The 13,939-nt window shown below is 41.5% G+C and carries 11 protein-coding genes; 4 read left to right on the forward strand and 7 right to left on the reverse strand.

What is annotated here, in order from left to right:
* Nucleotides 1-165: 165 nt before the first annotated feature.
* The 4 genes from AC58CZ_RS11355 to AC58CZ_RS11370 are packed head-to-tail and all read left to right on the forward strand — an operon-like array spanning nt 166 to nt 6,430.
* The gene (locus AC58CZ_RS11355; protein ID WP_286708358.1) at nt 166-1,668 is read left to right on the forward strand and encodes an AAA family ATPase; all 1,503 of its coding nucleotides are present in this window, start codon (nt 166-168) and stop codon (nt 1,666-1,668) included.
* A complete protein-coding gene (locus tag AC58CZ_RS11360; RefSeq protein ID WP_494224526.1) occupies nt 1,652-2,272 on the forward strand; it encodes an HNH endonuclease family protein in 621 nt (206 codons plus the stop codon). The genes AC58CZ_RS11355 and AC58CZ_RS11360 overlap by 17 nt, the downstream gene beginning before the upstream one ends.
* On the forward strand, nt 2,269-5,577 hold the full coding sequence (locus AC58CZ_RS11365; protein WP_494224527.1) for an HsdR family type I site-specific deoxyribonuclease: 3,309 nt from the start codon (nt 2,269-2,271) through the stop codon (nt 5,575-5,577). The genes AC58CZ_RS11360 and AC58CZ_RS11365 overlap by 4 nt, the downstream gene beginning before the upstream one ends.
* Before the next feature lie 28 nt (nt 5,578-5,605).
* Nucleotides 5,606-6,430: a YgjP-like metallopeptidase domain-containing protein gene (locus AC58CZ_RS11370; protein ID WP_494224528.1), complete on the forward strand. Its 825-nt coding sequence runs from the start codon at nt 5,606-5,608 to the stop codon at nt 6,428-6,430.
* 94 nt (nt 6,431-6,524) lie between these two features.
* Here AC58CZ_RS11370 and AC58CZ_RS11375 read toward each other — a convergent pair whose 3' ends face one another.
* The 7 genes from AC58CZ_RS11375 to AC58CZ_RS11405 form a co-directional block, all read right to left on the reverse strand.
* A complete protein-coding gene (locus AC58CZ_RS11375) occupies nt 6,525-8,396 on the reverse strand; it encodes a GmrSD restriction endonuclease domain-containing protein (RefSeq protein ID WP_494224529.1) in 1,872 nt (623 codons plus the stop codon).
* 106 nt (nt 8,397-8,502) lie between these two features.
* Nucleotides 8,503-9,615, reverse strand: coding sequence for a restriction endonuclease (locus tag AC58CZ_RS11380; protein ID WP_494224530.1), 1,113 nt, complete (start codon nt 9,613-9,615; stop codon nt 8,503-8,505).
* 222 nt (nt 9,616-9,837) lie between these two features.
* A complete protein-coding gene (locus AC58CZ_RS11385) occupies nt 9,838-10,098 on the reverse strand; it encodes an AlpA family phage regulatory protein (RefSeq protein WP_494224531.1) in 261 nt (86 codons plus the stop codon).
* 164 nt (nt 10,099-10,262) lie between these two features.
* Nucleotides 10,263-11,174 carry a recombination directionality factor gene (locus AC58CZ_RS11390; RefSeq protein ID WP_494224532.1) on the reverse strand — a complete coding sequence of 304 codons (912 nt, stop codon included), beginning with the start codon at nt 11,172-11,174 and terminating at the stop codon, nt 10,263-10,265.
* 109 nt (nt 11,175-11,283) lie between these two features.
* Nucleotides 11,284-12,408 (reverse strand): lambda-exonuclease family protein, encoded by a 1,125-nt coding sequence (locus AC58CZ_RS11395; RefSeq protein ID WP_494224533.1) that lies wholly within the window; start codon nt 12,406-12,408, stop codon nt 11,284-11,286.
* A gap of 115 nt (nt 12,409-12,523) precedes the next feature.
* Nucleotides 12,524-13,516, reverse strand: coding sequence for a DUF932 domain-containing protein (locus AC58CZ_RS11400; protein WP_494224534.1), 993 nt, complete (start codon nt 13,514-13,516; stop codon nt 12,524-12,526).
* Between the two features lie 68 nt (nt 13,517-13,584).
* Complete coding sequence (locus tag AC58CZ_RS11405) at nt 13,585-13,872, reverse strand: hypothetical protein (RefSeq protein ID WP_160022058.1); 288 nt, start codon at nt 13,870-13,872, stop codon at nt 13,585-13,587.
* Nucleotides 13,873-13,939: the final 67 nt, after the last annotated feature.

The following is a 13,939-nucleotide window of genomic DNA, read 5'->3' on the forward strand; positions in this document are numbered from 1 at the left end:
GTGCCCTTTGGGTAACGCGCAACCTCGGCGGTTTTTTATTGCCTTTTTAAAGCAAAAAAAGACGTCACGCTTCATTGTAGCGACAAACAGTAGCGCACTGCTATACTGACAAGGTATAAGGCTTATTCATAGATCGATCACATAAAAAAGCGACTGGATACACTCATGGACATAAAAAAACTCACGTTAAATAATCTAGGACGCTTTGAAGACCTTGAGGTAGATTTTGCCCCAACTGAGAGTCATCAGTCGAATGTCACGGTATTCATTGGTAATAACGGTGCCGGTAAGACTTCCATACTAAACGCGTTAGCAACTTCTTTAAGCTGGTTCGTTGCACGTTTGCGTACTGAAAAAGGTAATGGCACGACCATCGATGAGCTGAATATCATCGACAATGCGTCAGCTGCTGGTATTTCATTATACTTGTCTGATGATATTAAAACGGATAGCGAGATATCATTTTTATTGTACCAATGGACGCTCGTAAAAGTACGAAAAGGGCGTAAAAGTGAGAAGTCTAGCAATCTAAGTCAACTTTCTAAACTGGTAGATAATTACCGTCAGAAACTCACCGATAATGACAATGCGAGCCTGCCTTTGATTGCCTACTATCCAGTCGAGCGTTCAGTCTTGGACATTCCGTTAAAGATAAGAAGCAAGCACAATTTTGAACAGATAGACGGCTATGACAGTGCGCACAATCAAGGCGTAGACTTTCGACGGTTTTTTGAATGGTTTCGTGAGCGTGAAGATATTGAGAATGAGGAGCAGCTTAGGTATCGCGAAAACTCTTGGCGTGAACAAATGCAAGAAATTAAAAGACAAGAACAGCTTACAGAAATATATAAGAAAAAGGCAGATGAGTTAAGGAAACGTCAGGATAAAAATTTAAATACTGAGGAAAGAATTAAGAGTTTAGAAGAGTTAAAAGAGCTTCTTGAAGAAGTAACGACTTTTCGTGAAAGTTTTAAAAATGTAGGTGGAATAAGTGATAATCGAATTGAAGATAAGCAACTAAGCGCAGTCAGAACTGCGATCACAGCCTTTATGCCTGATCTCAGTAATATCCGCGTTCAACGCAAACCACGACTACATATGGCGGTCGATAAAGATGGCAGGTCACTCAATGTCATGCAGCTCTCACAAGGAGAGAAGTCGTTGATGGCATTGGTGGGCGATATTGCCCGTCGTTTAGCGATGATGAACCCTGCTCTTGATGACCCACTACAAGGCGATGGCATCATCTTAATTGATGAAGTCGATATGCACTTGCATCCTAGTTGGCAGCGTAACTTAGTGCCGCGATTCACGGCTACTTTCCCCAATTGTCAGATCATACTAAGTACCCATTCGCCTTTGGTCATTAGTGATCAAAAAGGCATATTGGTCTATCTGCTAAGTGATGGCGAGATTGGCGCATTGCCACCTTTATATGGTGCCGACGTTAACACCGTATTGCTAGAGGCAATGGACACGGACGTCCGTAACCCTGATATTAATGATAAGCTCAATGATTTATTAGATGCCATTCATGATGGTGATGTCAATAATGCTAAGATGCTAATGCAAGCACTAGGTCGTGAGCTGCCTGCCGGTAATATGGAGCTTGCCAAAGCAAGATTGCTGCTTCGTAAAAAGGAGCTGCAACTTGCGAAAAATAAGTAAACAAGTAGGTCTCGAGCCAGCAAGTTTAAGTCAGTTCAAACGTCGCAATAGACAAGGCAACTATAGCGATCTGACGGTTGAAACAAGACAAGATATCCGTTTGGCATGTACCATAGAGCAGTTTTATTTATGTGCTTACTGCTGCAAACAAATCTCAGGCAGCAGCGACGATACAATGAATGAGCATGTCATAGCAAGAAAGACAGCACCTCATAAAAGCCTTGATTACACCAATATCGTTGCCAGTTGTACAACGGCCAATCAGTGCGATAATGCACATGGGTCACAGACATTACCCTTAACGCCTTTTGACGTTGAATGTGAAACAGATTTAGATTTTAAGCTCAGTGGTAGAGTGGTGGGTTTAACCGATGACGCTCAAAAAACCATCGACGTATTACATTTAGATAATAGGTCTTTGACTGAGCAAAGAGGGCAATTTGTACAAGCCTTATTATTAGGAAGTGGCATTGATCCTGATGATGTCATAGATGATAGTGATTTGATTCAAATGGTGATTGATGATTTAGCAAAGCCACAAGATGGCAGGCTTGAAGCATTTGCGCCTGTGGTTATCAATGTATTACGAGGATGGCTTAGATGACTAACAGTATCAATTTCGCAGAAGAATTTAGCTCAAAAATTCCTGCCTTAACCTTACTCACTACACTAGGCTATCAATTCATTCCTCCTAGCTGGTGCAATGCCATGCGCTCAAAGACGGTCTCCAATAAAGCCACCAACCAAGTGGTGCTATTGCCCATCATGCGTGCATTTTTAGCCGAGCAAACTTTTACGTTTGAAGGTCAGGCGCATCCTTTATCAGACAGCGCCATTGATAAGATCATACATGAGCTAAACCCAGCGATGAACTTAGGCTTGCAGCTCGCCAATGAGAAACTTTATAACGCTATGCTCTATGGCGTGACCGTGACTGAGTTCATCTATGGTAAGAAAACCTCGCAGACCGTCGCTCTGATAGATTGGAATAATATTGATAATAATAGCTTTCACGTTACTGAAGAGATGGTAGTACAGAATACTGAGGGCACAGGTAATGTCATTCCTGATATCGTTTGCTTCGTGAACGGTCTACCGCTGGCAGTGATCGAAGCCAAACGCCCTGACTCCAGTAGAGAGGGACAGTCGACCAATGCTCAAGCGGTGTCCCAGCATATTCGCAATCAAAAGCCGAAATTTATTCCAAACCTATTTGCCTATAGCCAGTTATTACTTGCGGTTAACGGTAATGAAGGTCTGTATGCTACTTGCGGTACACCTAGGAAATTTTGGGCGAAATGGGTCGAAGAAGAAATCTCTGAGCCTGAGTTTGCCCGTATAAAAAACCAAACGCTCAGCGATGAGAAGATTGAGAATTTGTTTAGCCATCGTCCTGCCTCTATTAAAGATGAATATAAATCATTGATTGCTGGCGGTGATCTAGCTGTCACCGACCAAGACCGCTTAATCATCAGCCTTTTACAGCCACAGCGTCTACTTGAGATGACGCGCATGTTTACCTTGTTTGATAAAAAAGCTGGCAAAATTGTTGCTCGTTATCAGCAAGTCTTTGGCATTAAAGCCCTGATTGAACGTATCAGTAGTTTTGACGGCTCTGATGGTAAGTCGGGTAGTCGGCAAGGCGGTGTCATTTGGCATACCACAGGTAGCGGCAAGTCCTTTACGATGGTGTTTTTCTCTAAGGCGCTTATTTGGTTAGAGGAGCTCGCCAAGTGCCGTGTCATTATCGTCACCGACCGTGTCGACCTAGAAACCCAGCTTAGTCAAACCTTTGCTTCTGGGGGCGTATTATCTGATCGCGATAAATCAGATGCCATGGCAACCTCTGGTCGCCGTTTAGCTCAGCAAATCGGTCACGGTAATGAGCGCGTTATTTTCTCTATTATTAATAAGTTTGGCTCAGCGGTTAAGTATGATGAATGCTACAACGACAGCCCAAACATCATCGTCATGGTCGATGAAGGTCACCGTAGCCAAAATGGTGAGAATAATATCCGTATGGCGCAAGCCCTGCCAAACGCTGCCTTTATTGCCTTTACGGGTACGCCACTGCTCAAGGATGACAAGACTGAGAATAAATTCGGTAGCATCATTCACTCCTATACCATGCAGCAAGCGGTCAAAGACAAAACCGTTACGCCACTCTTATATGAAGAGCGTATCCCTGAATTGAATACCAATGACCAAGCCATTGATGCTTGGTTTGACCGTATCACCCAAAAGCTGACCGATGATCAAAAAACGGATCTCAAACGTAAGTTCTCCCAAAAAGGTCAAATCTATCAGGTTGAAGGACGTATTGAGCTGATCGCTCATGACATCTCTGATCATTTCCAAAACTTTAAACAGCAGCATTTAAAAGGTCAACTGGCCTGTGACTCTAAAGCCTCTGCTATCCGTTATAAAATGGCACTCGATAAGATTGGCAAAGTCACCTCAGTGGTGGCTATGTCACCACCTGATACCCGTGAAGGGCATGATACCGTCGATGGAGAGTCAAAAGACATCGTTCAGAACTGGTGGCAAGCCAATGTCGCCAAAGAGTATGGCGGTGATGAGAAAGCCTATACCAAAGCCATCATAGAAGCTTTTAGTCAGGATGATGGTCCTGACATTATGATCGTTGTCGATAAGCTACTAACGGGCTTTGATGAGCCAAAGAATACCGTGCTGTATATAGATAAGCCGCTAAAGCAGCATAACTTGATTCAGGCAATTGCACGGGTAAACCGCTTGCATGAGAAAAAACGCTTTGGTTATTTGATTGATTATCGCGGCATCTTAAAAGAGCTAGATATTACCATTGAGAGATACCAAGACTTAGCAGAACGTACGCAAGGTGGCTTCGATATCGAAGACCTCAAAGGTTTGTATAACGCGATGGATACCGAGTATAAGCAGTTACCCAGACTGCATAGCGAACTGTGGGCAATATTCTCATCAGTGAAAAACAAGCAAGACGGGCAAGCGCTAAGGCAGGTGCTTGCACCGAAGATGCAGGAAATCGATGGCAGGGTAGTCGATACCAAGCTCAAAGAGCGTGATGACTTTTATGCGGCTTTGACCGAGTTTTCTAACGCCATGAAAATTGCGCTGCAATCAGCGTCTTTCTTTGAAGACAAATCATTTGATAGCAAGCGTGACCGCTACAAAGCCGATCTAAAAGCCTTTATCAATCTACGTAAGCAAGTACGCGAGGATGCTGATGAAACTATCGATTATGATGAGTATGAAGCAGATATTCGCAGCTTACTTGATAAGCATATCGCTGGACTTGAGGTTCGTGAGGCAAAAGGTGCTTATTTGGTTGGCAACTTAGGTAAGGATGTTAAGCCTGAAGAATTAAGCGATGATGAAGCCCGTAACCAAACGGATAAAATTACTGGTCGGGTGACCAAGATGATTGAACAAGATCTGGCTGATGATCCTTATGCTCAAGAGTATTTTTCTAAGTTGCTTAAGCAAGCGATTGCGGATGCCAAAGCCATGTTCGATGCACCAGTAAAGCAGTACATGATGTTTGCTGACTTTGAGCAAGCCGTTAAAGACCGTGATGTCGCTGATGTACCAAATGCGTTTGTCGATGATAGTGGTAAATTAAACAAACATGCTCAGGCGTATTTTGGTCTGTTTAAGCACTTATTTGATACTGATTTCTTGATAGATAAAGAGTTAGATAACGCCAAGCTAGTCGATTACGCCTTTGAGATTGATAGTATCGTTAAGACAGCCGTGGCTGAGTATTCTATTAACCCAGCAGAAATTGAGAATGCTATTAGTGTCAAATTGCTGCCAATGTTATTTATGGATTTGGGTATCGATAAAGCGCAACAACTCATTGAGGAAGTGCTAAAGATTACCCGTCTTGGACTTTCAAGAGATAAGTAGCATAAGAGCAGCAAGAGGGTAGTAGGCAATGACTGAGAATAGTGTGTTTTATTATGGTCAAGATAAAATTGACTATGAAGTTGTGCGTAAAGAAGTAACTTATAAAGAAAAGATAAACCAGACTGAAAGCGACAAGCTCATTGCTAAAAAGACCAAGCCTCGAAAAGTGGTCATTAAAGTACATCCTGATCAGCGTGTGGTTGCTACCGCACCTGTCGATGCCAGCGATGAGGTGATACACGATGCGATGATGAAACGTGCTCGCTGGATATGGCAAAACCTACAAGACTTTGCCAAGCAACAAGATCATGTATTGCCCAAGCGTTATGTTAGCGGTGAGACCCAGTTTTATCTAGGCCGTCGTTATGTGTTAAAAGTGATAACCAATGCAGAAACTGCCGATGTAACCAACAGCACTGTGAAGCTTAGTCGCGGTAAGTTGAATGTAGGGTTGTCTGAAAGTGATTCTGAATTAGACGCTGAAAAACGAGCTTTCTTAGTTAAACGTCTTATTGATGAATGGTATAAAAATAAATTTAGGTCGATCTCTAGAGAGAGGCTTGAAGCCTTGATATATAAGGCTTCATGGGTTAAAAATAGTCCTTCAATAAAATTAATAACCATGAAAAAGCAGTGGGGAAGCTGCTCTACTAGAGGCAATCTAATACTTAATCCACATTTGGTAAAAGCACCAAAGGAATGCATTGACTACGTGATACTGCATGAGCTCTGTCATATAGCCGAACACAACCATAGCGAAAACTTTTGGCGCTTATTAACGCAAGTCATGCCGAACTGGAAAGAGGTGAAAGCTAGGCTTGATGGTATGGCTGAGCTTTATCTGAATGAGTGAAGGTAAGGGAATTAGAGATATAAAAGCTTTTCTTTATAAAGGCCCAAAGGTTAAAAATATATTTTTAACCTTTGGGCCTTTACATCAAGTTTTCCTATGTTGTAGCTAATATCAGATCTTCAGCGTTTAATCTATCGTATTCATCTAAACGTTTCTCGTTGAACCTCCAGTGGTCTAAAGCTAACTCCATTAATATTTTCTGTCTTTTTTCAATAGAGTTTCTAGTCCAATCACTAAACTGATAGTCAGTTTTATCTCTAAAACGGTTTAAGGCAGTGTTTTTCCCTATTGCATATGTAGGATTCAGTAGCTTCGTGAGTATTGAGCTAGAATTTATATATTCTCCCTGCTTCAGTTCGAACCAGTTACTGGACATATCATTAAAGCTATTAATAGCCTGATTAATCTGTCCTTCCAGTAAAGTTGTGTTACCTAAACGATTAACATATTTTTCATGATCTTCCTCATTAGAGAAGTCTTCACTAGCATCAGAGTTAGTAAGCTTTTGAGGTAAAATATGTTCTATCTGAAGTTTTTGAATACTTTCTTGATCAAGAGGATTTAAGCCAGCTCTTTGATAAACTTTACTATCAAGACATCCTAATAAGTATCTTACGCGATATTGAGGGTTATAGTCTTGATGCTCGATTTCCATAAAAGTGCTTTTAAAATCACTTAGGTAAGGACGTAGGAAAGGCGCTATACGTTTATTTACAAGCACAGCTATATCTTCTACCTCACGCTTCTCACGTATTTCAGAGGCCCAGTCTACAAACTGTCTAATATAGTTTTTAGGTTGTAAGTTAATTGTATTTGTGAAAAATAGAAAGCTTTCTAACTGTTTAGCTAAGTACTCTATGGCATCATCACAGTTAGAGTCTAAAGCCATTAAAAGTATAAGGTGTTGACGAGAACCTTTTTTGTTCATGTAACCTATATTGACCACAGAAGGATACATGCGAAACCCAGCTTTGTTTTTGTCACCATTTGTGGCTTGTACTAAATGACTATAGCGTTTTGAGGATAATGCCATCTCTTTGACTAGATTCAAGGGATTAGCTTCATATTTAAGCTTCTGCTTACCATCTTTTGAGACAATCCATGAATATAGGTCATCTTCAGCAAGCATACCATTGTGATAACGGGCAAGCATGAAATATCTTAAAAAGCGTAACGGCCGATTACCGTCACCACATTCTTGAAGGTTAGTAGTAATTTCTTTCCATTTAGTTTTAATAGTCTCAAACTGCTTTGGTGTAGCTTTACTAAATAGCAAATTTTTTACTAGATCCATAGCATTTAAGCTGGCACCACGCTGATTAATCGTCTCAAATATTTTGAGTGCACTACCTAGATTGTCTGACTCGATAACGACAACATTTACATTAGTTAAAAAGTACTGAACATAGTCGTCAAAAAGCTCAACTGATTGTTGTATGTAGCTGTGGAAGTGTTTAGAAATGAGTGCATAGGCTTCTTGCATTTTGCGTATTGAGCTAGTGACCTCACCTTCGTATTCAGTTTTTAAAATTATAGTGTCTAGATAACCATTACTTTCCTCGTATTGAAGTTCAAGACGTGGAAGAGTTGTCTTTGTCTTTAAATCAAATTTGTACAGCCAGTTTTTTATTATATTGAGGATACTACTACTTACGGCAGTAAGTTGCTGATTGTCTTCGAGATCTTCGAGTAGATTGCGCATTGCACACAAACACAGGACAATTGTAGTTAAACGTTGTTGTCCATCTATTACATCGTATTTACTATTTTTCGCCACAATAATAATTGAGCCTATAAAGTAGTTTTGTTGCTCATTTAAATGGGCGTCAAACTCTTCATCAATATCCACTAGGAACTGTTGGATATGTTTATCTGCTTCCCACACATATTCTCTTTGATAGTCAGGAACAACGAAATAGTATTGCTCAAGGTCACCAATACTTAATACATCAGCGTCAATCTTCATTTTTTTCCCTGTACATCTAGAGCCTTCTTGACTCCGCTATGCTTGTTGTTAAATTATAATAATTAAATTGCTTGATCGAATATTATTTTAAACTCTTTAGAGTAGTCTAACCAAGATCACGAAAAAATCGTTCATTCATTTCTAGAACTGAGTCTGCGTGGTCTTCAATAACACCTATACGATGTTTGATCATCAGGTTTACCATATTCTCCCCATCTATTAGTCTTATAGTATATTGATGTTCTAAAGAATCAAGATACTGATAGGCTGCTTTAGTAAATTTAGCAGTCGTCATAAAAATACCCTGTCTTAAAGAGTAGGGTGCGATACTACCGATAAAATTCTGTAAATCAGGACTACCAATATTATTAGCTGTGTATCGCTTACACTGTATATAGTATTTCATTGGGTGACCTAAGGCGTCCTGAACTGTAACAATACAATCTATTCCCATGTCACCCGACTTGCCATTGTGGATTAGTGGAGTCTCAACTTCCGCCTTGGGATATAACGCGTATATTAATTGAGCAGATAATTTTTCAAACTGTTCGGGACTTATAATCTTGATTTTATTAAGCAATTGAATTTTGATATCTTGCTTTTCTTGCGACATTCTTTCTTCAACATGGCTAACAGTCAAATCTTCGCATTCGTTGTTGATAATCCAATTTATATTTCGCTCTAAAACTGATATCAATTCTTGAAGTAAAAGGTCCCCACTCTTACCATACATCTTTTTCATCATATCTTTAGTTCTAACTAAGACGTTACTTACTGATATTTCATCTAAAGAATAGCCGTTTTTAGAATAATAAATTAAATCGTATATGTGATTGTGTATTGCAGTGCTGGCCATTACTCTTAATGCTTTATTAGAAAGCATACTTAATTTGAATTCTTCTAAAGGCTGCGTAACTATAGGGGAGAGGTAAAATCTCGTTCCAGCGGCTAGCCTCTTTTTGATAATGTAGCCGGACAATACTAAAATTTCCAAAGCAAGATCTGTAAATGTCTGAAAATAATAATGTTGATCATCAATAATTGCGCTTGAATTTAGCTTAATGGTTCTAAATTCAATTGAACTCTCATCAAGACCTAGTCTATGACATGCACCTGTAATAATTTTATTCTCTGTAGTTCTTGTACTGCCTTTCTGTTCTAAAAGATAGTTCACACATGCAGCTAAAAATTTTGAATAAGATGGTACTTCTTTGGCCATAGTATCTCTTCTCTTTCCTGTAGTAAACTGACAAACAAGATAATGTTTTCCGATCGATCATTGTATTTAGGTGTACTGTAAGCTGAACTATAGTCTATAAAAGAAAAAATTTCACAAGAAAAAAATAGCAATAATTTATATATATTGTTTGGGGCTCTGATCTGATGCTGATAATAGCAAGAAATAAAAAGTAAGCCACTTGAAATGACTTACTTATCATTATTAGTGAGCTCTCGCTACAATTTTTCCTTCAATCCAATCTGCAATCTCACTCTCAACCCATGCTACACGTCCTTTTGATAGCTTGACCTGAATAGGAAAGGTAGAATCATAGCGGTTTGATTTTTTGTCTAGCATATCGTAAATAGTTGTACTGCTAAGCCCTGTATAATGTACGACTTGCTTTAGTGGTAGCATGCGAGGTATTTGTGGCATGCTTAGTATTGAAGTGTTGTTCTGAGTACTTGTATTCAAATTTTCCATGATTTTCTCCTTATGAGTGAATGAGAGCATTTCCTCTCATACAGTTACGGAGTCCCATATTTTTTTACGGCATCCCATGTAGTCCAATGATTGGCCAGATATGCAACATAAAAAGGAGCTGAATAATCAACTCCTTTCTTATGCCGTCTATCCTTACCACTGTTTTAACTTATAGCTGTCACACTCTCCCTTAGACTTCTTTCAATATTACCGACATTGTAGGGAGCAACACTATTTTTCGACTCTCCTTGAGGACTGCTATTGGCCTCATCTGTCTCTACTGGATAAAACTCTTCAGCTACATCCATCAGACCAACGCTATCAATCTCAAAGCAGGAATTTACGTAACCTTGTTTGGCTGCTTCCTCTAATGCTGCTTGATCAAAGCCGTGTTCGCTAAGCTCTTGATCAATTGCCTGTGCATCTTGTACCGCTTGCTTTAGTGTCACCCCATCACGCAATGTTAAATCAACAAAGTAAATCGGCGTTCGGTAGCTTTGCGTTGTGCTTTTACCTCGGAGTGTGAGTTGCAATGGCAAACACGACAGCTTATTGCCTGATACTGCTGCAAAGTAGCTAAGACGTGCGGCTAAAGTGCGAATACTATTAAAGCCAGTCGTGCGAAAGATAAACGTACCCAGCTCATCGTCTTCACTCAGATTTGCATATAGCCTTCCATATGGCTTACAAGCACCACCTTGCGCCAGTGGACAACGATCAGGTGATGGGCAAGGTAATTGCTCCACACCCTTGCTTGTGCGCCGTTGACATTGCTCACCGTCACCCACACATAGCGGTCTGCCCGTTTGTCTATCAAATAGGGTATATTCTGCTCGCAAGTTTAGTGTCGGATCATTAAACAACATGCGCACGGGAATTTGTCTCAGCTTACTGTCATTATTTGCACGTAGTTTTTCGTCTAGTGGATGATTGATCCAGCCGTCCTTATTCTGCACTTGGCTGGTAATGGTGAATTGATCGTCTTTAGCAGGTAGACGCTTGCCGTCTTTTTGAACAACACGTCCAATGCTGATACGACCTAATACTGGCGGGGTTATGGTGAGACCTTTAATCATGGTGATATTCCTTATATGTTTTAGTTAGCCATAAAAAAGCCCATCTTTGATAGATGGGCTTTTATGCGCTAGATTTGGTTTGTGTGTGTTGATTAGAATAGATAGCAGGTTAATCGTTTAAGACAACAAAACGACGACTACCCTGACGGGTTTTACTGAACTGAGTGAGTAGCTCAGGATGGGCTTTGATGGCTGCCTTGCTATCCAATCCGACACTGTCTTTAGACCGCTTCCACGAGATAGCCCCTTTATCAAAGATCGCGACCTCATTGTCTTTGATAAGCATTTGTAGCTGATGCTTAATCTGGTCATGACGTTGCTCTAGTTCTTCAATAGACATGCGATGATTAAGCAGCTTAGCGAACAAGCTATTAGCGCGGTCATCTTCTCGCAAATCAATCTTGCTTGAGGGTTTGGGCTTTGGGTAAAGCAGCTTTAATGCACGGGCTGCTGACTCGCTATGGTCAGGGGTTGGTGGCGTGTCCGTTGCTACGTATTGCCAAAATAGACGCTCGTGTTCCGTAATGGAATCAATCAAGCGCTCATCACGCTCAACCTTATAAATCTTAGCTTCGTGTCCGCATAGAAGAACACAGATATGCGCCGCTTGCTTACCCGTGACCGCTAACTGGTGCTGGACTTGGCAAGTCACATAGAGCGGTACGCCATGCTTCCACAGCTTCGCGCCATGTTCTCCTGCTGTTTTGCACTCTAGTATCTGTACCTCACTGCTTCCTGTTACGGCATAGTCTAGATTCGCTAGCATAAAGTGATTATTAGGATGAGGATGCTGCAAGACGGCATTCACACGGCGTACCTTATTGCATGTCTGCTCTTGATAGTATTTAGCCACCATCGGCTCAAGCGTATTGCCCCAATAAAGTGGTGAATAACCGTCAATGCCGTTATTACTACTGGCATCAATGTTTGAGCTCATGCGTCCTGTTTTAATCATCCATAGCTCAAGCATGGATAGGTACGGATGGATACCGCAGGCGGCGGCAGCATCAGAGCTACCAATGCCTTGCTTGCGAATGGCTAACCAGTCCTCACGGCTCAAGTCTTTGGTACTGACAAGGCGCTTAGCGGTGATTGATTGAGCCTTTGGCACCAAAGGCGTTGAGTGCTCAATGTTGGCTTTCGTGTTTGAAGGTAGGCGCGTTGTTTTGGTTTTGACAGCTGAACGCTTTGCGCGTCTTGGCTGAGTGGTCGTGTTTAATGCGATGGTTTCCATAATACATTCCTTATAAATGGTGTCATGAACTGATGTAATTGGTTAAATAACGGGCATAAAAAAACCACGCGCTAAGGCGTGGTTGATTGTGTTGTCAGACGTTAAACATCTCTGATTAAGCAAGCATCAGTAGCGATTCTTCTAAGCCCTTTTGCTTAAGCTTAGCCCCAGCACCGAACCATGCTGAATTGAGACGATTATCAGTACTCATGGCACGGCGTTCATGGTCAACGTATTCTGTGATAGAGCATAGCAGTCCATAAGCGGTGTCACGGGCAGCATCTAAATCAGCACCGCGCCCTTGACCGTTAAACATCTGCATCACCTTATTCATTGCTTTGGCATTAGGAACCGCATCCTTTTGCTTTTTAGCGCTATTAAATAAGATAAGGTCATTGTCTTGGTCATTGAACACACGGCTGAGATAATTGGCTGCTTCTGATTGGGTTACACGGCGCTCCGATAATTGCTTCATCTCATAAACGTGCTCCTCCCACTGGCTGACGGAGACGCCCAATTGCTGCTTGACCTTGTCGGCATCAAAGGTCGTGCTATGCGGTACTTTCACCACGCCGCCATTACCGTTCGCAAGGCTGATCGCTAAGGTGTTATTACACACCACGCGAATATTGGTGAACTGTGCTGTGGTGGCAAGCGTGCCATCACAAGCGGTTGCTAGTAGCAAATAGCCATGACTGACATCACCGCCACGTAGCGTTGCTGATTGACCTGTACGAGCCAGTGCCCAGAACTTGCGTCCTTCTTTAAGTACACCAGCGGTTTCTAATTCAAAGTCAGCTTGTTCAGTCAGATCACGATAAAACTCTAATATCTCACTTGGTTGTACTTCTTGGTAGCGTTGACTAACTACCGATAGTGGCTCCAAGGTGTCACTGCGATACAACACCTTGTTATTGTCATAAGGCATGATCAGGTTTTGCCCTTTATCATTGGTTGCCATGTAGCTGACATCTGATGATTCAATACGCCAGTCCATCCCAGCCTCACGTGCCCAGACCTCAATCGGCTGTTTGGGGGATAGCTCGTTGCCAAGACCATGCCAAGGGGTTTCGCCAACGTATGCCATGCTTTCGATTAAATGTGCCATGTTGATGCTCCTTTTAAGATTGATTGTTTAAACGCTTTGATAATTGATTGAGTAAATAAATGAGGACGTCAGATACTAAAGGTATGCTGACAGGTACTGCATAGATAGCGCGGCATGATAGTCGCTCTGAGTAATGGCGGCTGCATCAGCCGTTGCTGTGCCAGATTAATGACGGTGGCAATAGCGCCACCTGCAACCATCCCGATCATCGGATTAATCTTGTAATACTTACAGACGCTCACCCCAAGACTGACTAAGAGCTTGGGTGAGCACAGATGCTCTGACATGCTTTGCATACTGGTATCCGTATTCTCTAAAACGTGTGCTGAATGACAATGGGGACAGATAGGTTTCATAGAATCTCCTTGATAGTGGCGCATAAAAAAGGCCTGCTAGAAAGCAGACCTTGATTAGACGTTGAGG

This window comes from Psychrobacter sp. CR212 (assembly GCF_059693765.1).

Coding starts and splice junctions, on each gene's coding strand:
- AC58CZ_RS11355 (WP_286708358.1), top strand. CDS start 166: ATGGACATAAAAAAACTCACGTTAAATAATCTAGGACGCTTTGAAGAC.
- AC58CZ_RS11365 (WP_494224527.1), top strand. CDS start 2,269: ATGACTAACAGTATCAATTTCGCAGAAGAATTTAGCTCAAAAATTCCT.
- AC58CZ_RS11370 (WP_494224528.1), top strand. CDS start 5,606: ATGACTGAGAATAGTGTGTTTTATTATGGTCAAGATAAAATTGACTAT.
- AC58CZ_RS11375 (WP_494224529.1), bottom strand. CDS start 8,396: ATGAAGATTGACGCTGATGTATTAAGTATTGGTGACCTTGAGCAATAC.
- AC58CZ_RS11380 (WP_494224530.1), bottom strand. CDS start 9,615: ATGGCCAAAGAAGTACCATCTTATTCAAAATTTTTAGCTGCATGTGTG.
- AC58CZ_RS11385 (WP_494224531.1), bottom strand. CDS start 10,098: ATGGAAAATTTGAATACAAGTACTCAGAACAACACTTCAATACTAAGC.
- AC58CZ_RS11390 (WP_494224532.1), bottom strand. CDS start 11,174: ATGATTAAAGGTCTCACCATAACCCCGCCAGTATTAGGTCGTATCAGC.
- AC58CZ_RS11395 (WP_494224533.1), bottom strand. CDS start 12,408: ATGGAAACCATCGCATTAAACACGACCACTCAGCCAAGACGCGCAAAG.
- AC58CZ_RS11400 (WP_494224534.1), bottom strand. CDS start 13,516: ATGGCACATTTAATCGAAAGCATGGCATACGTTGGCGAAACCCCTTGG.
- AC58CZ_RS11405 (WP_160022058.1), bottom strand. CDS start 13,872: ATGAAACCTATCTGTCCCCATTGTCATTCAGCACACGTTTTAGAGAAT.